The organism is Flavobacterium sp. PL002 (assembly GCF_054165825.1).
In genome coordinates, this window is sequence record NZ_CM135110.1 from 441,016 (window position 1) to 460,371 (window position 19,356).

17 protein-coding genes are annotated in these 19,356 nt (G+C 32.8%); 6 read left to right on the plus strand and 11 right to left on the minus strand.

The features are described from left to right. Positions 1–7 precede the first annotated feature (7 nt). From ACVEGE_RS01840 to ACVEGE_RS01855, 4 genes are all read right to left on the minus strand, one after another. The gene (locus ACVEGE_RS01840) at positions 8–952 is read right to left on the minus strand and encodes an NAD(P)H-dependent flavin oxidoreductase (protein WP_192500118.1); all 945 of its coding nucleotides are present in this window, start codon (positions 950–952) and stop codon (positions 8–10) included. Between the two features lie 13 nt (positions 953–965). Then, positions 966–2,597, minus strand: a complete 1,632-nt coding sequence (locus ACVEGE_RS01845; protein WP_192500119.1) for a S8 family serine peptidase — start codon at positions 2,595–2,597, stop codon at positions 966–968. Positions 2,598–2,708: 111 nt separating this feature from the next. Next, positions 2,709–3,896: a tRNA 2-thiouridine(34) synthase MnmA gene (gene mnmA, locus ACVEGE_RS01850; protein ID WP_192500120.1), complete on the minus strand. Its 1,188-nt coding sequence runs from the start codon at positions 3,894–3,896 to the stop codon at positions 2,709–2,711. A gap of 83 nt (positions 3,897–3,979) precedes the next feature. Continuing rightward, positions 3,980–4,678 carry a toxin-antitoxin system YwqK family antitoxin gene (locus tag ACVEGE_RS01855; protein WP_173854079.1) on the minus strand — a complete coding sequence of 233 codons (699 nt, stop codon included), beginning with the start codon at positions 4,676–4,678 and terminating at the stop codon, positions 3,980–3,982. A gap of 384 nt (positions 4,679–5,062) precedes the next feature. On the opposite strand from ACVEGE_RS01855, the gene ACVEGE_RS01860 reads away from it, so the two are divergent. Then, complete coding sequence (locus ACVEGE_RS01860; RefSeq protein WP_192500121.1) at positions 5,063–5,995, plus strand: fasciclin domain-containing protein; 933 nt, start codon at positions 5,063–5,065, stop codon at positions 5,993–5,995. Positions 5,996–6,061: 66 nt separating this feature from the next. On the opposite strand, the gene yidC is transcribed toward ACVEGE_RS01860, so the two are convergent. The 6 genes from yidC to guaA form a co-directional block, all read right to left on the minus strand. Next, entirely contained in the window at positions 6,062–7,957 is a 1,896-nt protein-coding gene (gene yidC, locus ACVEGE_RS01865; protein WP_192500122.1) for a membrane protein insertase YidC, read from the minus strand. Positions 7,958–8,032: 75 nt separating this feature from the next. Beyond that, complete coding sequence (locus ACVEGE_RS01870; RefSeq protein ID WP_192500123.1) at positions 8,033–9,646, minus strand: CTP synthase; 1,614 nt, start codon at positions 9,644–9,646, stop codon at positions 8,033–8,035. Between the two features lie 151 nt (positions 9,647–9,797). Further along, on the minus strand, positions 9,798–10,031 hold the full coding sequence (locus ACVEGE_RS01875; protein WP_173854083.1) for a DUF3820 family protein: 234 nt from the start codon (positions 10,029–10,031) through the stop codon (positions 9,798–9,800). A gap of 78 nt (positions 10,032–10,109) precedes the next feature. Beyond that, positions 10,110–10,511 carry an OsmC family protein gene (locus tag ACVEGE_RS01880; RefSeq protein ID WP_192500124.1) on the minus strand — a complete coding sequence of 134 codons (402 nt, stop codon included), beginning with the start codon at positions 10,509–10,511 and terminating at the stop codon, positions 10,110–10,112. Then, entirely contained in the window at positions 10,511–12,484 is a 1,974-nt protein-coding gene (locus ACVEGE_RS01885) for a PBP1 and LysM peptidoglycan-binding domain-containing protein (RefSeq protein ID WP_192500125.1), read from the minus strand. Before ACVEGE_RS01885 ends, ACVEGE_RS01880 begins: the two co-directional genes overlap by 1 nt. A gap of 129 nt (positions 12,485–12,613) precedes the next feature. Beyond that, on the minus strand, positions 12,614–14,143 hold the full coding sequence (gene guaA / locus ACVEGE_RS01890) for a glutamine-hydrolyzing GMP synthase (protein ID WP_173854086.1): 1,530 nt from the start codon (positions 14,141–14,143) through the stop codon (positions 12,614–12,616). A gap of 246 nt (positions 14,144–14,389) precedes the next feature. Between guaA and ACVEGE_RS01895 the strand changes: the two genes are divergently transcribed. Further along, on the plus strand, positions 14,390–14,917 hold the full coding sequence (locus ACVEGE_RS01895) for a hypothetical protein (RefSeq protein WP_192500126.1): 528 nt from the start codon (positions 14,390–14,392) through the stop codon (positions 14,915–14,917). 7 nt (positions 14,918–14,924) lie between these two features. On the opposite strand, the gene ACVEGE_RS01900 is transcribed toward ACVEGE_RS01895, so the two are convergent. After that, positions 14,925–15,590 carry a hypothetical protein gene (locus ACVEGE_RS01900; RefSeq protein ID WP_173854088.1) on the minus strand — a complete coding sequence of 222 codons (666 nt, stop codon included), beginning with the start codon at positions 15,588–15,590 and terminating at the stop codon, positions 14,925–14,927. A 270-nt stretch (positions 15,591–15,860) separates the two neighbouring features. Here ACVEGE_RS01900 and ACVEGE_RS01905 point away from each other — a divergent pair, with 270 nt between their 5' ends. The 4 genes from ACVEGE_RS01905 (at position 15,861) to gldI (ending at position 19,346) form a co-directional block, all read left to right on the plus strand. Beyond that, on the plus strand, positions 15,861–16,244 hold the full coding sequence (locus ACVEGE_RS01905; RefSeq protein WP_173854089.1) for a RidA family protein: 384 nt from the start codon (positions 15,861–15,863) through the stop codon (positions 16,242–16,244). Between the two features lie 66 nt (positions 16,245–16,310). Next, positions 16,311–17,567 carry a chloride channel protein gene (locus ACVEGE_RS01910; protein ID WP_192500127.1) on the plus strand — a complete coding sequence of 419 codons (1,257 nt, stop codon included), beginning with the start codon at positions 16,311–16,313 and terminating at the stop codon, positions 17,565–17,567. A gap of 69 nt (positions 17,568–17,636) precedes the next feature. Next, a complete protein-coding gene (locus ACVEGE_RS01915) occupies positions 17,637–18,644 on the plus strand; it encodes a DHH family phosphoesterase (RefSeq protein ID WP_192500128.1) in 1,008 nt (335 codons plus the stop codon). A gap of 3 nt (positions 18,645–18,647) precedes the next feature. Beyond that, complete coding sequence (gene gldI / locus ACVEGE_RS01920) at positions 18,648–19,346, plus strand: gliding motility-associated peptidyl-prolyl isomerase GldI (RefSeq protein ID WP_192500129.1); 699 nt, start codon at positions 18,648–18,650, stop codon at positions 19,344–19,346. Positions 19,347–19,356 lie beyond the last annotated feature (10 nt).

The following is a 19,356-nucleotide window of genomic DNA, read 5'->3' on the forward strand; positions in this document are numbered from 1 at the left end:
ATTTCAATTAAAAACTAAAGGAAGCTACTTCGTTCTGTGCCATTTTAAATTCAGCTATCATTTCATCAATAATAGTCGCTGATGATTTTATTTCATGAATCAATCCTGCAACTTGACCTATTTCTAACTCACCTTCAATTAAATCACCTTCAAACATACCACGTTTAGCTCTTGCTCTACCTAAAAGCGATATTAAATCCTCCTTGTTTCCGTGATTTGCATAGAGTTCTTGAACATCATTAAAAAACTTATTTTTTACCAATCGTACAGGCGCAAGCTCTTTAAGTGTTAATTGCGTCCCTCCTTCTCCTACTTCAACAATTGTTTGTTTAAAATTATCATGTGCCGATGATTCTAATGAAGCGGCAAACCTACTTCCTACTTGTACTCCATCAGCACCAAGCGCGATAGCAGCAAGCATTGCACGACCGGTACCTATTCCTCCCGCTGCAATAACCGGAATTTTTATTTTTTCTTTCACCATCGGAATCAAAGTCAACGTTGTTGTTTCATCACGCCCATTGTGTCCTCCCGCTTCAAAACCCTCAACAACAATGGCATCAACCCCTGCATCTTGTGCTTTTAAAGCAAAAACAGTACTACTTACAACATGTATCACTTGTATTCCGTTTTCTTTTAAATAAGGAGTCCAAGTTTTAGGATTACCAGCCGATGTAAAAACAATTTTCACACCTTCTTCAACAATAATCTTCATAATTTCGTCTATATTAGGATACAACATAGGAACGTTAACACCAAAAGGGTTTGTTGTGGCTTTTTTACATTTTTGAATATGTTCTCGCAGCACCTCTGGATACATTGACCCAGCTCCTATAAGTCCTAAACCACCTGCGTTACTCACGGCACTAGCTAATTTATAACCACTAACCCAGATCATTCCTCCTTGAATAATGGGGTATTTAATATTGAAAAGTTTGGTAATCTTATTCATCGAATAGTACTATTTACTGTTTTATTATTTTTCCATTTTTAACAAACGAATCTGTTTCAAATGTATAGAAATATACCCCATTACTTAAAGATTGTAATGAAATAAAACTAGATTCTTTATTTATATTTTCCTCCAAAACTTTTTTTCCTAATGTACTATAAAAATATACTTTTCCATTATTGAAATCTTTTGGTACGGGAAATTGAACTAAATCTTTAGTTGGATTAGGATAGATATAAAAATCATTAGCAATAAAGTCTCTAGCAGTTAGGTTTTTGGCTACAGCCAAACTAAAGTCGGGAATTCCGTATCCATAGTTATTATCTGGACTTGTAAAACGATCTGCCGATTCTACAATTATCGCTCTAATTTCTTTATTGGTTTTATCAGGTAATGCTTGCCACAAACAAGCAACCATCCCTGCTATGACTGGGCTAGAAAATGAAGTTCCATTTGCGGTGGTGATCTGGCCAAATTCATTTGATAAAACAGTCGCAAATCCTTGTGCCATTACATCTGGTTTAATTCTACTATCATACGAAGGTCCTATTGAACTAAATGAAACACGAGATTTACTACTATTGACTGCACCAATTGTCAAAACCGAAACAGCATCTGCCGGAGCAGCAATATGAGGATTAATAGAGCTTCCTGAATTTCCAGCCGAAATTACGACCATCATTCCTCTACTAAAAGCAATCTCAGCACCTCTTGAAATAAATGTAGTTTGCCCATCCATTTGCGCATAAGTATGACTATAGGAACTATTATCAAAATCAAAATATCCTAATGAACTATTGATAATATCCACACCTAAGCTATCTGCTTTTTCAGCTGCTTCTACCCAAAGCGATTCTTCAACAGGGTTTTCGGCATTTTCATCCTCTGTAATGAATAAATAAAAACTTGCATCTGGTGCTGTACCCACTAACGAATTATCAATATAACCTCCCATTGTCGATAGAACAGAGGTTCCGTGCGAACTTGAAGCATAAAAATCTTCCTTTCTATTCACAAAATCATATCCTCCTAAAATTTGATTGTTATCACGTAATCTTTTAAAAGGCGCAGTAGTATTTACTCCCGGAAAACCAGCATCTAAAATGGCAATAACATTTCCAGAACCAGTATAATTTTGCTGATGCAAAAGGTCTCCTTTTAACATTGTGATTTGGTTAGATGAAGCTCCATAATTATAATTCACCGCTGTTTCTTCTACTTTAGTGATCGCTCTAGCTTGAGTAAGCCTGTTAATTTTATTAGATTGAATAAATCGACCGGTCCCGTTTAAACTTTTATTCGCAAAATCTACTTTGTCAACAAAATCAATTGTTTTCAAGCCATTAATTGCTGTTTGAGTTCCTCTAATATGTAGCGCATTTAGCCATTTAGACTTAGCCATTACCGTAATTCCTGCTACTGATTTTATGTTATTGATGTAGGTTTGATCAATAGGAATATCTTTTAAATCAAATGGAATTTTTTGATTAGCTCTTCTGTCAATAGCCCTTTGAGTGAGCATTTTTAACGGAGAATCAAGATAAGTTTGTGCATTAGACTTTTCTTTAAAGTACACCCAAGCATCCTCTTGTGCAAAAGTGATTGTTGTCATTGATAAAAAAAGTAGTAGGTAAAGCTTTTTCATAATCAATTATTAAATTAGTGTACTAAACTACTAATTATAAATAATAAAAACCAGACTACAGTAAATAAAACTGTAGTCTGGTTTTTTGACTTTCATATAAATAAGGATGCTTTACGAAATCACACCTGAACCAATTAGTTCATCTCCAAGATACCAAGCAGCAAATTGCCCTTCAGTAATTGCTGATTGCGGCTCTTCAAATGAAATATACATTCCGTTTTCAAGCTGGTGTAACGTTGCTTTTTGAAGTGGCTGTCTGTATCGAATTCGAACCATTGCCTCCATTTTTTGACCATTTTCTAATGCCATATCAGATCGTACCCAATGTACTTCGGGAGTGTCAATAAAAAGTGCTTTTCTAAACAATCCTGGATGCTGGCTACTCAAACCCGTATAAATAGTATTTGTATCTACATTAGTACCTATGATAAACAAAGGGTCTTTAGTACCACCTACATTAAGCCCTTTACGTTGTCCTATAGTAAAATAATGCGCTCCTTGATGTTTCCCAACCACCTTACCCATTTCTGGAGTATAAGCAATTTTATTTGAAGCAAGAACCAAAGCTTCTTCCTTAGTCAATGCCACTGTATTTAAATTAGTATATACAGCATCATCTTTATCTATTTGAACAATTAACCCGTCTTTTGGTTGCAATTTTTGTTGTAAAAATTCTGGCAAACGTACTTTACCAATAAAACAAAGGCCTTGCGAATCTTTCTTTTCGGCGGTTACTAATTCCATTTCAGTTGCTATTTCTCGTACCTCAGGTTTCGTTAATTCACCTATAGGAAACAAGGATTTAGCCAATTGCTCTTGTGATAACTGACAAAGAAAATACGATTGATCTTTGTTAGTATCAGCACCCGCTTTTAATTGATAAACTGTTTCTCCGTTTACAGTTGTTTCACTTTTCTGGCAATAATGTCCTGTTGCTACATAATCAGCACCAAGACTTAAAGCAATTTTCATGAAAACATCAAATTTTATTTCACGATTACAAAGTACATCCGGATTTGGAGTTCTTCCTTTTTCGTATTCGTTGAACATATAATCAACGATTTTTTCTTTATACTCTTCACTTAAATCTACAGTTTGAAAAGGTATTCCTAATTTCTCAGCAACTAATAATGCATCATTACTGTCTTCTAACCAAGGACATTCATTTGAAATTGTCACAGAGTCATCATGCCAGTTTTTCATAAAAAGACCAATCACTTCATATCCTTGTTGTTGCAATAAATAAGCGGCAACACTTGAATCTACACCTCCAGAAAGTCCTACTACAACACGTTTCATCTTAATTCTTTATTATTTTATAAGACTGCAAAGTTACAACGTTTTATTTGAGTAGCGATCTTAGTACTGCGTTAATTAGGATACTATTTAGAATTGGTCTGCGGAAAACTCATATTCAATTCTTTCACTTTCTTTCCTTTTTCAAAAAACTCCCAGATGCCCACTTTTTTATTATTCAAAAATTTCCCTGAAGAAGCTATATTCCCTGAACCATCTCTAAAAATAGCCGGACCATTAAACTCTCCATTAACATACATCGTTTCCTCTAAAACAAATCCGTTTTCAGAATAAATTTTACACATTCCGTTTTTCAAATCATTTTTATACACGATTTCCTCAGCAATTTTTCCATTTGGATAAAAAACAGATCGTAACCCTTCCAGTTTACCATTCTTATAATTCTCGAGTGTCATAATGGTTTTTGCAGCTTGATGATAGTATTTCCACTCCCCTTCAAATAATTTATTGACTACCTTACCTTCGCTCACTTTATTATTGGCTTGATCATAAAAAATAGTATAAGCACTTGTGTCTTTATCATTAAATTCTCTTGTAGCAATAATACTTCCTGCTTTTGTATCATCAAAAAATTTAAACAGGCCGATTTCTTTTCCATGAGAAAAGTTTCCTTCATATCTCGGTCTTTTAGAAGTTTCGTAAGTCCCCTTCCAGACACCTTCTTTTTTCCCTTTACTATCTAATTTATTCACATTAGTCTGTGCTAATAATAATTGAGTTGAACAAATTAAAAATGCCAATGAAAAAGCTTTAAAGTATTTCATAATAATTTATAAGTTTAATAGATGCGGTTTATTGAAATGCAAAAATAATCCTTTTACACAAGAACTTTTCAATTTCCATAATATTACTTTTATGTATAAAAATTTAAAATTATCATTAAACAAAGAAATAACCATATGTTAAAACTGTTTAACTTATCATTTTTAAAATAAAACACATAAAATCAAAAAAAAGCTTAACAATAACAGAGTAAAACAACTAAAAAACTCATAATCAATAGTTATTATAATAATAAACAAAATTTAAAATTATCACAAAATTTATATTATGTTTATTATTATTAACTAAAAGTTAAACAAATTATCTTAAATTGCTCAAAATTTAAAACAAACAATTATGAAAAATTTATTAAAACCTATTTTTTAATGATGGTTGCTTCATTGACATTTTCAGCAACATCATGTAGTAATGATGATAATGATGAACCAGTTGCGACAGATAATACCATAACAGGTATTGCTGCAAAAACACCAGATTTTAGCATTTTAGTCCAAGCTTTAACCAAAGCAGATTTAGCAGTAACCTTACAAGGAACTGATAATTACACCGTTTTTGCTCCTACAAATGCAGCTTTCACAGCATTTCTTGCCACTACACCTTACGCTACTATTAATGACGTACCTACTGCTGCATTAAAAGAAATTTTATTAAATCATGTTATTAGTGGTACAATAAAATCTACTGATCTTACAACAACCTATATAAAAACATTAGCAAAAGGAACAGCTTCAGCAACAAATAACTTAAGCATGTTTGTAAATACTAGTGGTGGTACTGTAAAATTAAATGGTGTTGCCATGGTAACTAGTGCAGATATAATGGCATCAAATGGAGTAATTCATATTGTTGATGCCGTAATCAACTTACCTACAATTGTAACTCATGCGACTGCTAATCCAAATTTCACATCATTAGTTGGCGCTCTAACTGGCAATGATCAACCAGATTTTGTATCTATTTTATCAGGTACAGGACCATTTACTGTATTTGCCCCTACTAATGATGCCTTTACAGCATTAGATACCGAATTAACTGATGGGATCGCAAGTGTTTCTGCAGCGAATTTAACTAAAGTACTAAAATATCATGTAGTTTCTGGAAATATATTAGCAGCAACTTTGACTGAAGGACAAGTAGTTCCTACATTAGAAACGCCACAATCATTTACAGTACAATTAACTGGTGGCGCAAAAATTAAGGATGCAAATGACCGAATTTCTACAATTGTAGCTACAGACGTACAATGTTCTAATGGAGTTATCCATGTTTTAAACAAAGTATTACTACCTATGTTATAATTCATAAGTATCCTAAACTAAAAAAGCTTCCATCACTGGAAGCTTTTTTTATGTTTAAAATAATAACTATTTCTTTTTTTGTTGCGCTTTTACCGCTTCTTGTTGTTCCATTACTTCTTGTAATTTTCTCTGGAACTTACCTTGTTTCTTAGGCTCTTTTAATTTATTTTCTTGAATTTGAGCGTGAATTTTATCACTATCAATAATGTAGTTTTTAATTACAAGCATAATACCAATAGTAATTGAGTTAGATACAAAATAATACAAACTCAAACCAGATGCATATCCATTGAAGAAAATTAACATCATCAATGGCGAAACATAAATCATGATTTTCATCATTTTAGCCATATCTGGCATACCTTCTTGTTGAGGCGCAGCCATTTGTTGATCTCCTGTAGTCATTTTCATGTAAAAGAAAATAGCAATAGAAGCTAAAATAGGAAATAAACTTATGTGATCTCCGTACCCTGGAATATGAAAAGGCAATTGGTAAACAGAATCAAATGAAGATAAATCATCTGCCCATAAAAACCCTTGTTGCCTTAAACCTATAGCTGAAGGGAAGAATTGAAACAAAGCGTAAAACACTGGCATTTGTAATAAACCTGGGACACAACCCGCCATTGGGTTCACACCTGCTTTATTATACAGCTTCATTGTTTCTTGCTGTTTTTTCATTGGGTCTTTTTTGAACTTTTCCCCTAACTCAGCAATTTCAGGTCGTAAAACTTTCATTTTTGCTTGAGACAAAAACGATTTATACGTAATAGGCGACATAACTAATTTTACTAAAATAGTAAAAATAACAATTGCCCAACCGTGAGAAATAAACATACTTAAAAAACTATACATAGGAATAAAAGCATGACGGTTAATCCAACCGAAAATACCCCAACCTAAAGCAACAATATCCTCTAAATTTCTATCGTACGTTTTTAATAACTTATAGTCCGTTGGTCCGTAGAACCAATTCATTCTTTGGTCAATTTCCCCATTTTTAAAAGCTAAAGGAACAACCGCTTTAAATTGCTTTGTAAAAGTAGTATCTACTTTATCATCCTTAACTAAATTAGTCGAGTGTAACTCTGCTTGCTCGAAAGGTGTAGCTGACAATAAGATAGAAGTGAAAAAGTGTTGCTTGTAGGCTACATAAGATACGTCCTTAACAATATCATCTTCTTGACTACCTAATCCTAAATAGTTACTTTTTCCATCTTCATGCTCATAATACAACTCAGAATAACGGTTTTCATACGTAATACTTTTTTCATTCGTATACGTTTTTAAATCCCACTCTAAATTTAATGGTTTAGAAGTATTCAAAACTTTACTCAATCCTTGCGACTGAATATCAAAATCTAGCATATAATCATCTGCTTTAAGCACATATTTATATTCTAAGTATTGGTTTGCTCCAGCTTTTAAACGCATTGATAAAATTTGGTCTTCACCATTTTTTGTCAATGTAGGTTCAAAATAAAGGTCTTTAGTATTTAAAGTATGATTGTCACTAGTAAACAATTGAATGTTTAAACTCGCATTATTATCTTTAACAAGTTTTACTAATTCTCCAGATCCTTTTTTAAATCTTTCGAAATTTTTTAAAGTAGCCTCAACAATGTACCCCCCTTTATTAGCGATTTTTAAAGTAACCAACTTATTCTCAATAGTTGTAAAACCTTCTTTAGCGGATGGAAGTGCTGCTGAATAGGCAAAACTACCTAATGATTTTTGTAGTTGAGCTATTTGCAATGTATCTCCTACGGCTACAACTGCAGCTTTTTCGGTAGTTTTTACATTATTTGCTTTAGCATCCTCTTTAACTACCAATTCTTTTTTGGTTTTTTCTGCTGCTACTTCCGCATCAGTTGGTTGGTTATTGTACATCATCCAAATCAATATACCAAAAATCAATACAAAACCAATTAACGAATTAGGGTCAAACTTTTTTTGTTCCATTATATTCAATTATTATTTATAGCCTGGCTTGATAACAAGCTCAATTAGGCATTACTATATATGCGTATTCTAAAATTATTTTTTCTTAGCTTTTACAGCTGCTGCAACAAAATTCACAAAAATAGGATGCGGATTTGCTACTGTACTTTTATATTCTGGGTGGTACTGTACTCCTATAAAGAAAGGATGATCTTCAATCTCTACAATCTCTACTAAACCTGTGTCAGGATTCACTCCAGAAGCAATTAAACCTGCTTTTTGTAATTCATCTGCGTAAGCGCTATTAAACTCATAACGGTGACGGTGACGCTCTGTAATATCCGTTTTACCATAGATTTTATAAGCTAACGTATCTGGCCTAATATTACATTTCCAAGCACCAAGACGCATGGTCCCACCTTTATCAGTAATTGTTTTTTGTTCTTCCATTAAGTTTACAACTGGATGCTTAGTCGCTTCATTCATCTCAGTAGAATTTGCGTCAGCATAACCTAGAACATTTCTTGAATATTCAATCACTGCCATTTGCATTCCCAAACAAATCCCGAAGAATGGCATTTTATTCTCACGTGCATAACGCACGGCTTCAATCTTACCTTCTATACCTCTTTCACCAAAACCCGGCGCAACAAGAACAGCGTCTAGATCTTTTAATTTTTCAGCTACATTTGAAGCATCAATATGTTCTGAATGTATTGAAATAACATTTACTTTAGTTTCATTAGTAGCTCCTGCATGAATAAAAGCCTCTAAAATTGACTTGTAACAATCTTGCATTTCTACATATTTCCCAATCAAACCAATATTTACAGTATGTTTAGGATTTTTTAATCTTTTCAAAAAAGTATTCCAAGTTTTTAAATCTGGAGCTGATTTTTTAGGCAAGTCTAATTTCTTTAAAGCCACTAAGTCTAATCCTTCTTCAAGCATTAAATTAGGTACTTCATAAATTGTATCTGCATCAATAGATTGAATTACAGCCTCTCTTTTTACATTACAAAACAAAGCCAATTTATTACGAATTTCATCTGAAATTTCGTGCTCTGTTCTACAAACTAAAATATCAGCTTTAATTCCGCTTTCCATTAAAGTTTTCACAGAATGTTGTGTAGGTTTTGTTTTTAACTCACCCGCAGCAGCTAAATAAGGCACTAATGTTAAATGAATAACAATAGCATTATTTTCACCCATATCCCAAACTAATTGACGAACAGATTCAATATATGGTAATGACTCAATATCTCCTACAGTCCCACCAATCTCAGTAATCACAATGTCATAATCACCTGATTTACCAAGTAATTGCATTCTGTCTTTAATTTCATTAGTGATGTGAGGAACTACCTGTACCGTTTTACCTAGAAATTCTCCTCTACGCTCTTTTTCAATAACCGAAAGATAAATTCTTCCTGTAGTTACATTGTTAGCTTGAGAAGTAGGTACATTTAAAAAACGCTCATAATGACCTAAATCTAAATCAGTCTCAGCACCGTCATCAGTCACATAACACTCCCCGTGTTCATAAGGATTTAATGTTCCTGGATCAACGTTTAAATAAGGATCGAATTTTTGAATTGTCGTCCTGTACCCTCTTGCTTGTAATAATTTTGCTAAAGATGCTGCTATAATCCCCTTCCCTAAAGAAGAAGTCACACCACCGGTAACAAAGATATATTTTGTTTGATTCATTATGTTGTTGTTTGTATTGTAGTTGTGTAAAAAACTTGGCAAAAATACGATTATAAATTGAGAATATGCTAATTTAAAAAAGAGATAATTTAGAAAATTGTCAATTGATTAACGAACAAGTTTTGAGGTAAATAGCAATTATTTACTTTCACTAAAGCCCTTTGGGATATCTTTTTTTAATATTCCGAATCAATTCTTCTAATCCGTTTAACTTCAACTCATAGATTAATCGCAATTGATCTCCTAAAACACCATTAGGAAATCCTTTATTATGGTACCACACGACATAATACTCTGGTAAATCTATAAGAAAACGCCCCTCGTATTTACCGAAGGGCATTTTTGTATGTGCTAATTTTATTAATTCCTTTTGATTTTGATCCATTGTTATTTATAAAAAACAAGAATCAACAAACAATAAAGTCACTACTTCTTGTTTCTCAATTCTTGTTGTTAATTCATATTATTTCCAGTTGAAAGAAATTCGCTTTTCGATATCTAGATGTAAACTTAAAAAAACAGGACAGGTCAAAGCGGCTCTTTCAAGAATTGCTCTATTTTTTGGATCATTGGTTCCAACCAAATTAAAAATAATTTCAATAGCTCCTATTCTTCTAGGCTCAGCGTTCATTATTTTAGTTACTTCAGCAGTAGTACCAGCCATCTCAACCGATAAATCACCTGCTTTTATTCCCATGATAGTCATCATACAACTTGCTAATGCATTCGCTACAGTGTCAGTAGGTGAGAAAGCTTCGCCTTTTCCATTGTTATCTAAAGGAGCGTCTGACATTATTTCACTTCCTGATGAAACGTGAATTGATGATGTTCTTAAACCACCTAAATAAGTTACTTTTGAAGTCATTATTTAGCTTCTTTTATAATTAAGTCCGTGTCATAATACATGATAAACACCCCTTTATTAGTGTATCCACCATCTTCTTTTTTATAATATTCAAACTTATTTTCTACTAATTCAGTTGCAGCAACTTTTACAGTTTGCTCAAATTTTACATTTTGAACCAATCGCATCATTGTATCAAAGGTAACGTCAAAACCACGAGTAGCATAATCACTAGGATAAATATTATTTGCGCTTTTAAATTTTTTATCAAAAATAGCAGCTTCAGGAGTAACGCAGTCGCGAATTACCGAAGGATACATCAGCTTTAACTTCGTTAAGTTTGAGAATTTTATCTCTTCAAAATCCAGTGTTTCATTAGGCTCTAAAATCACTAATTGTACTTGATAAGCAGGCATTGCACTTATCATAGCAGCAATTGTTGTTTTAATCATCCAAGTATTAGCTGTCTCCATGACAACATAATTCATACGGTCTTTCACCAACATTCCTTTTAAACTTTCTGCAGACACACTACCGTCCTCTTTAAAAGCCACTAGAGGAACATTTTTTTGATATTCTCTTAGATATTTAAGAATAGATTCTTTCTTTTTATCAACAACAGCCATTATATTTCCGTTTTGAGCACGCATATAGTCAAACATTGTCCCCTTAACAACTTCATTTGAAGGTACCGCTTGATATAAATTTGCATAAGCGTTACCTACATCTTTAGAAAGTGGCGATATAACTGGGACATTATTCAATGCTACTGCTTGAGCAGCTACTTCGGCATTACTTTGATAAAAAGGCCCTACGATAGCATTAGCATTTTGTAATTTATTATCTCTAATTACAGCCGCAACATTAGAGCTGTTTTTACTTTCTTGAGAATCATAAATTTCTACATCAATAGGAAGACCTAATGTTTTAGCTGAATCAATGGCAATTAATGCACCCGCATAAAAATCAAGAGTCATGTTTAAAAACTTATCTTTTTTCAATCTACTGTAAGCTGAATTTACGGTATCTCCTTCAATTTTTGAAACATTAAAAGGTAGTAATAACACCATTTTTTTACGCTTCCCTTCAGCAATATTTTTACTTAAGGAAACATATTCCTTTTTTTCTTGAATAACGGCAGCAATTTTTGAAGGTACTTTTAAAAGCATACCAATATCAACTCCATTATTTAATTCTGGATTTAGCTTTATTAACTCTTCTTGCGAAATATCAAACATTTTTGAAAGACTATAAAGTGTTTCTTTTGGCTGAACTTCATATGCGATATAACTAACTACAGTATCTTTTGCAATAGCGGCATTTTTTAAATCTGTAATTTCCTCTTTTGCTACAGCCTTAACTTCATTTATAGTTTGTGAAGGATTGCCTTTGATTAATAATTTATATCCAATAGGTAAGTTATCTACAACCTCAGGGTTGCGCTGTTCAATTTGTTGAATTGTAACTCCATATTGTCGCGCTATAGAATACTTAGTTTCCTTAGGTAATACATCATGATATACCGCTTGTTCTTGTTTCGTAGTCTCTTTTTCTACTTTTTTAACAGCAGCTTTAGTAGGATGTTTTGAAGGAATAGTCAAAAGCATTCCTATTTTCAATCCATCAATTTCAATATCTGGATTTGCTTTTTTCAAGTCGGCATCAGAAATTTTATATTGTTTTTCGATCCCGTATAGTGTTTCCTTAGCAATAACCATATGTGTTATTGATCCAGAAGAAGGAACAGTTTTCACCTTTTGCACACTTACACCAGCCTCTTTTTTATTAGGGATCAACAAAACCGTATTCAATTTTAGTCCGCTTTGTGCATCTGGATTTAATTGATAAATATCAAACGGTGTAATTTGATATTTCTGTGCAATTTGATTGATTGTCTCCCCTTTCTCTACTTTATGAGTTAAGGTTTTGTTTTGCGAGAAAACAGTTCCGGCAAAAAACAAAAATGTAGCACAAGTAGCAAAAAAATATTTCATTTTATTTATTTAAAAATTATTAAGTCAAAGATAAGAAAACGGTATCAAATTTTATTCCAAAAACTTGATACCGTTTATAAAATTAAGGAAATTCGAGATCAAAAAACCTTATATATAACTAAAAATTTATTATTCCCATTCAATAGTCGCTGGTGGTTTAGAGCTAATGTCATATACTACTCTATTTACTCCTTTTACTTTATTTATAATGTCATTTGAGATTTTCATTAAAAACTCATAAGGTAAGTGCACCCAGTCAGCCGTCATTCCGTCAGTAGATTCTACCGCACGTAGCGCAACCACTTTTTCATAAGTACGCTCATCCCCCATTACCCCTACACTATTTACAGGAAGTAATATTGCTCCTGCTTGCCAAACTTTATCATACAATCCCCAAGATTTTAATCCATCAATAAACACAGCATCTACATCTTGTAAAATTTGCACTTTTTCTGGAGTGATATCTCCTAAAATACGAATTGATAATCCTGGACCTGGAAAAGGATGTCTTCCTAATAGTTCAGGATCAATTCCTAATGAAGCCCCTACTCTACGTACTTCATCTTTAAAAAGCATGCGAAGAGGTTCTACAATTTTTAATTTCATGTAATCAGGCAAACCACCTACATTATGATGTGATTTTATAGTTGCTGACGGTCCTTTTACAGAAACCGACTCAATAACATCCGGATATATCGTTCCTTGAGCTAACCACTTTACGTCTTCTATAAGATGTGATTCATCATCAAAAACTTCGATAAAAACTCTTCCTATAATTTTACGTTTTGTTTCAGGATCACTTACTCCCGCTAATTCAGATAAAAAACGATCTCCCGCATCTACTCCTTTAACGTTTAAGCCCATTCCCTTGTACTGATCTAGCACACTTTGATATTCGTTTTTACGAAGCAAACCATTATTTACAAAAACACAATACAAGTTTTCACCAATAGCTTGATGTAATAAAACTGCTGCTACAGTAGAATCTACTCCACCAGAAAGTCCTAAAACAACTTTATCGTTTCCTACTTTCTCTTTTAACTCAGCAACCATTTCTTCAACAAAAGCATTTGGTGTAAATGTTTGTGGAACTTCGGCAATTTTCACCAAGAAATTCTCTAACATTTTTGAACCATCTGTGGTGTGAAAAACCTCTGGGTGGTATTGAATCGCATAAGTAGTTTCGCCTTCTATTTTATAAGCAGCAAATTCTACATCATGAGTACTCGCTAGTTTTACCCCATTAGTAGGCAAAGCTTTTATACTATCACTGTGACTCATCCAAACTTGACTATTCACTGAAACATTTTCAAAGAATATCTCGTCTTCTTTAATAAAAGACAAATTAGCTCTACCATATTCTCTAGTATTTGATGCCGCTACTTCTCCACCGCTAAAGTGAGCTAAGTATTGTGCGCCATAACAAACCGCTAGTAAAGGCAATTTTCCTCTAATTTGAGATAAATCAGGATGGGGAGCATCTTCTCCACGAACAGAAAAGGGGCTTCCACCAAGAATTACGGCTTTATAACTGGATAAATCACTAGGTATGTGATTATAAGGGAAAATTTCGCAGAATATATTTAATTCGCGAACTCTACGCGCAATAAGCTGAGTGTATTGCGATCCGAAATCTAAAATAAGTACGTTGTGTTGCATGCGCAAAAATACTTTTTATATTTTGAATTGGAAAATTGAATTTTGAAAAAATTGAATTTTTTTTCCAACACAAGGTTTTAAGTAAAAAACAAGTGTTAAACAACTGAAATTCATTACAAAAAACAAAACCGCTAACAAGTTCTAATACTAATTTAGCAACACGACTTAAGCACTATTATTAAAAAGACTACTTTTGTAAAATAAAAATTTTTATTAACAATTGCTTAAACAGCTCAAAATCATATTATGAAAATAAAAAATTACGCAATAACTCTCCTTTTACCCTTATTTGTAATTTCATGTAGCATTGTAGACAAACTGTTAACCTTTACAATCTCTAACAGTACTAGCATACAAATTGACAGTAACCTACCTCTAGGAACACCTTTTGAAATTAGCACTCCTGATATTACAACCAATTCAAGTAGTGAATTTGAAAACAATAAAACAAAAGCTAACTTAGTAAAAGAAGTTAAACTTAAAGACTTAATTCTTACTATAACAGATCCATCTGATAAAAGTTTTAGCTTTTTAAAATCAGTTCATTTGTACATATCTACAGATGCAAATGACGAAATTGAATTGGCTTATTTAGACAATATAAATACTACTGATAATACTATACAATTAATTTCTACTGAGGCTAAACTTGACAAATACATCAAAGCTTCAAGTTATAAAATTCGCACAGAAGCAGTTTTAAAAGAAACCGTTACTAAAGACGTAACTATAAAAGCTGACATGAATTTTAGAGTTACTGCTGATCCTTTTTAATTAACAATTACTCTTTAACTAAAATTATTGTCGCTTTAAATCCAGTACCTAGGTTCCATTGACTAGCAGATATTAATCCTCCTTTGTCATCATAAACCTTAAATTCAGCGGTATTAGGCCCTGAGCTTCCTTGATTTAAAGCTTCAAAGTCAATTTTATTGAACCCTTTTTGTAATTCAATCTCAAAACCTTTAAACTCACTATCAAGATTCACTTGGTACTGAATCACTTTGTCATTTAGATATACTCTAATTTGATCCCCATCAACATACGCAGCATCACGATACAATACTTTTGCCGTTGTTGAATTTGTTTTAAAATCACCAAGATTTTGATTCTTTCTATAAACAATAGCTTCTGGATTATCTTCTTTCTTATTTAATTTCTCAACAATAGCATCGCCTGGATTTACAAAATCGTTTTTAGGAGTCATCGTCATTTGAGCGGGTTTTCCTATTTGAAAATTAGTACTTGGCGGTGTAAAAGGATCTGGTTTTTTAAAAACATTGGGCGCTACAATAACCGGAGGTTCATTAGTTGGCGGAATCGTTTTTTTAGCCTTATAACCATTATCAACTGGTGGAATAGCTTTAAATTTACTGCTAAACTCGTTCTGAGAATACCCCATTGCGGTTGTACCTATTAGTAGAATTAAAAAAAGTATTCTTTTCATGATGCTTTATATTGAATGGTATTGAACTATTTTTTTTTTAAAAATAAAAAACCAAAATTATATATCAACAAATCCACATATAATTTAACTTACTATTATAACAGTCTTTTTTAGTGATTATTATTCCCTGATTGTAAAGTCAAGCTAAATAATGCTATTAAATCAACCCGCAGAATAACAAATCGTTGTTGTTTTTTTCCTAAATTGCAAAAAATATACCAAAATTGTTTTTGAATCAATTTGCTTTAAAATAAGCTAAAATAAAACACAATGAAAAGAGAAAACATACTTACTGGATCACCCTGGGAAGACAAAATGGGTTATTGCCGTGCTGTAAGGATTGGCAACATTGTAGAAGTTTCTGGAACAGTTGCTATTGTTGACAATGACAAAGTAAAAGCTACTGATGCCTATGCACAAACTTTAAATATCATGGAACGAGTAGCTGTAGTTCTTGAAGATTTAAACGTAAGCATGAAAGATGTCATTAGAACAAGAATCTTCACAACAGATATTACTAGTTTTGAGGCTGTCGCCAAAGCGCATTCTGTCTACTTTAAAGACATCAAACCTACAACAGGTTTTTACGAAGTAAGTAAATTAATTGCACCCGAATATCTTGTAGAAATAGAATTCACGGCAGTAATAGCATAAAAATAATATAAAGGATTGTAAATACTCCTTTAAAATAACAAGATTACAATTCTTGTAAACTAACAAATGAATTTACTTAAAATAAAAAACACCCTTTTATCAGTCTTTAAATGGCTACTTATTTGTGCATTGATAGGCTTTTTCTCAGGATCAGCATCCGCTTTTTTACTTGTTTCGCTTGAGTGGGCGGCAACAATTAGAGCCAATACTATTTGGATTATTTGGCTGCTGCCAATAGCTGGTTTACTGATAGGCTTGAGCTACTATTATTATGGAGCAGTTGCTATAAGAGGCAATAATTTACTCTTAGAAGAATACGATAAGCCAAAAGCAAAAATTCCTTTTATAATGGCACCTTTAGTGCTTTTTGGAACGATTGCAACACATCTTTTTGGAGGTTCAGCAGGTCGAGAAGGAACTGCTGTACAAATGGGAGGCGCAATAGCAGACCAATTCACATCTCTTTTTAAACTAGACGGATCCGAAAGAAAAACAATTATCATATTAGGAATTAGTGCTGGTTTTGCTTCAGTATTTGGAACACCTTTAGCAGGTGCAATTTTTGCCTTAGAAGTAGTGTATTTTAGCAAAATCACTCTTAAAAGTACTATTCTATCTTTTATAGTTGCCTATTTTGCTTATTACACCGTCGACATTTGGCAGGTAAAGCACACACATTATGCTATTCCTAATGTACCTGATTTTAATTTTGAAATACTTCTTTGGATTATTCCAGTAAGTATCCTATTTGGTTTAGCTGCAATGTTATTTTCACGAAGTACGCATTATTGGGGTGCATTATTCACTAAAAAAATAAAATATGCACCATTACGACCTTTTATAGGAGGGGCCGTTTTAGCGCTTATTATTTACTTTATAGGAACTACAAAATATATTGGACTCGGAGTACCTATGATTGTTGAGTCTTTTTCTACTCCAAGCAACTATTATGATTTTTTACTAAAAATTCTTTTTACAGGGTTTACTTTGGGCGCAGGATTTAAGGGTGGCGAGGTCACGCCGCTGTTTTTCATTGGAGCCACATTAGGAAGCGCCTTGTCATTATTTATTCCGTTGCCTATTGCATTATTAGCTGGAATGGGGTTTGTAGCAGTTTTTTCTGGAGCCACACACACTCCTATTGCCTGCACAGTTATGGGACTCGAACTATTCGGGATTCAATCAGGTATCTACATAGGAACCGCTTGTTTTATTGCCTATTTGTCCTCTGGATCTGTAGGTATTTACCATGCTCAGATAGTTAAAGGCGCTAAATACCATTTATACGAAAAAATTAAAAGAAAAAAATTAGACCTTTTTTAACGCTAAAAAAAGGGTTTTATTTACAAATGAATTCCAACTTTACATTAAAAAAATGTAATTTCGCACACTATGAAAATACAAGACATTGAAGCTATCGCGTTGCTACTGGCAACACCAAAAAAAATTGTTATCATCCCTCACAGAAGCCCTGATGGCGATGCCATGGGGTCAACCTTAGGATTATACCACTTTTTATTAAAATACAATCACGAAGCAGTTGTGATTGCTCCTAATGAATTTCCAGATTTCTTGGCTTGGTTACCAGGTTCAGAAACAGTTAAAATATTTGAAAAAGATAAAGAAAACTGCACTAAAATATTGCAAGAAGCTGATTTAATTTTTACTCTTGACTTTAATGCTTTTCACCGCGTAGGTAACGAAATGGAGAAAGTATTAACCGAGTTAAAATCAACATACATTATGATTGATCATCATCAAAAACCTGATGATTATGCGGCTTACACTTATTCGGACACTGGTTTTGGATCAACCTGTGAAATGCTATATAACTTCATTAATTTTTTAGATAAAAAAAACGCTATTGATAAAACTATTGGTACTTGTATTTACACAGGAATCCTTACTGACTCTGGCTCTTTTCGTTTTCCAGGAACAACTGGTAATACCCATCGCATTGTAGCTGAATTAATAGATTTAGGTGTTGAAAATACTAAAATCCCAAATTTACTGTTTGAGAATAGTTCCTATCAAAGATTACAATTATTGGGACGAGCACTTCAAAACATGAAAGTCCTTGCCCATCATAATACTTCATACACGACACTTACTCAAGAAGAATTAAATTCTTTTGAATATGTAAAAGGAGATACTGAAGGAATTGTAAATTATGGTTTGAGTATAAAAGGAATTGTTTTTACAGCAATTTTCATTGAAAATACCGATGAAAAAATAATCAAAATATCGTTCCGTTCACAAGGAGATTTTGATGTAAATCAATTCGCAAGAGATCATTTTAATGGTGGCGGACATCGCAATGCTGCAGGCGGAAGATCAGAAGTTTCTATGGAAGAAACTATTGTTAAATTTGAAAATTTAGTAGCACAACTAACAATATAGTACATGAAATTTAAATCATCAATTGCAATTACAATACTTTTAGTACTCATCGTATCTAGCTGTAAACAACATCAGGAAGCAAGAAGACCTATCTCACATTCTTCAGGAGCTTTTATGAAAAAATCAATCATAAGAAATAAAAAGTTGGTTGCTTCAGAGGAGGATTTGATAAAAGAGGTAATAAAAAATAATCCTCAAGTAACTTATTTATCATCAGCAAAAGGATATTGGTATTCTTACGATACCAAAAACACATTAGATACATTAACACCAAAGAAAGGTGATGTAGCTTATTTTGATTACGAGATAAAAGACTTACATGGCAATGTTATTTATTCTGATCTTGAATTAAGACCACAAACTTATTATGTTGACAAGCAAGAAATAATGATGGGATTAAGAGACGCTATTAAATTAATGCATAAAACTGAGAAAGTAAACTTTTTATTCCCTTCTCACATGGGATATGGTTATCACGGTGATGATAAAAAAATAGGAACAAATCAACCATTAATAGTCACTGTAACTTTAAACGATTTCAAACCCGAAGCTAGTGCTAAGAAAAAAACAGTAGAAAAAACGGTTATTGCTCCTAATACAGCTACTCCTTCAGTTAAAAAAAATATTAATGAAATAACAATAAAACCTACAGTTACACCAAAAAAACCTACTACAAACCAACCCAAAGACACTTTAAAATAAGTTAACATTT

Coding starts and splice junctions, on each gene's coding strand:
- ACVEGE_RS01840 (WP_192500118.1), bottom strand. CDS start 952: ATGAATAAGATTACCAAACTTTTCAATATTAAATACCCCATTATTCAA.
- ACVEGE_RS01845 (WP_192500119.1), bottom strand. CDS start 2,597: ATGAAAAAGCTTTACCTACTACTTTTTTTATCAATGACAACAATCACT.
- mnmA (WP_192500120.1), bottom strand. CDS start 3,896: ATGAAACGTGTTGTAGTAGGACTTTCTGGAGGTGTAGATTCAAGTGTT.
- ACVEGE_RS01855 (WP_173854079.1), bottom strand. CDS start 4,678: ATGAAATACTTTAAAGCTTTTTCATTGGCATTTTTAATTTGTTCAACT.
- ACVEGE_RS01860 (WP_192500121.1), top strand. CDS start 5,063: ATGATGGTTGCTTCATTGACATTTTCAGCAACATCATGTAGTAATGAT.
- yidC (WP_192500122.1), bottom strand. CDS start 7,957: ATGGAACAAAAAAAGTTTGACCCTAATTCGTTAATTGGTTTTGTATTG.
- ACVEGE_RS01870 (WP_192500123.1), bottom strand. CDS start 9,646: ATGAATCAAACAAAATATATCTTTGTTACCGGTGGTGTGACTTCTTCT.
- ACVEGE_RS01875 (WP_173854083.1), bottom strand. CDS start 10,031: ATGGATCAAAATCAAAAGGAATTAATAAAATTAGCACATACAAAAATG.
- ACVEGE_RS01880 (WP_192500124.1), bottom strand. CDS start 10,511: ATGACTTCAAAAGTAACTTATTTAGGTGGTTTAAGAACATCATCAATT.
- ACVEGE_RS01885 (WP_192500125.1), bottom strand. CDS start 12,484: ATGAAATATTTTTTTGCTACTTGTGCTACATTTTTGTTTTTTGCCGGA.
- guaA (WP_173854086.1), bottom strand. CDS start 14,143: ATGCAACACAACGTACTTATTTTAGATTTCGGATCGCAATACACTCAG.
- ACVEGE_RS01895 (WP_192500126.1), top strand. CDS start 14,390: ATGAAAATAAAAAATTACGCAATAACTCTCCTTTTACCCTTATTTGTA.
- ACVEGE_RS01900 (WP_173854088.1), bottom strand. CDS start 15,590: ATGAAAAGAATACTTTTTTTAATTCTACTAATAGGTACAACCGCAATG.
- ACVEGE_RS01905 (WP_173854089.1), top strand. CDS start 15,861: ATGAAAAGAGAAAACATACTTACTGGATCACCCTGGGAAGACAAAATG.
- ACVEGE_RS01910 (WP_192500127.1), top strand. CDS start 16,311: ATGAATTTACTTAAAATAAAAAACACCCTTTTATCAGTCTTTAAATGG.
- ACVEGE_RS01915 (WP_192500128.1), top strand. CDS start 17,637: ATGAAAATACAAGACATTGAAGCTATCGCGTTGCTACTGGCAACACCA.
- gldI (WP_192500129.1), top strand. CDS start 18,648: ATGAAATTTAAATCATCAATTGCAATTACAATACTTTTAGTACTCATC.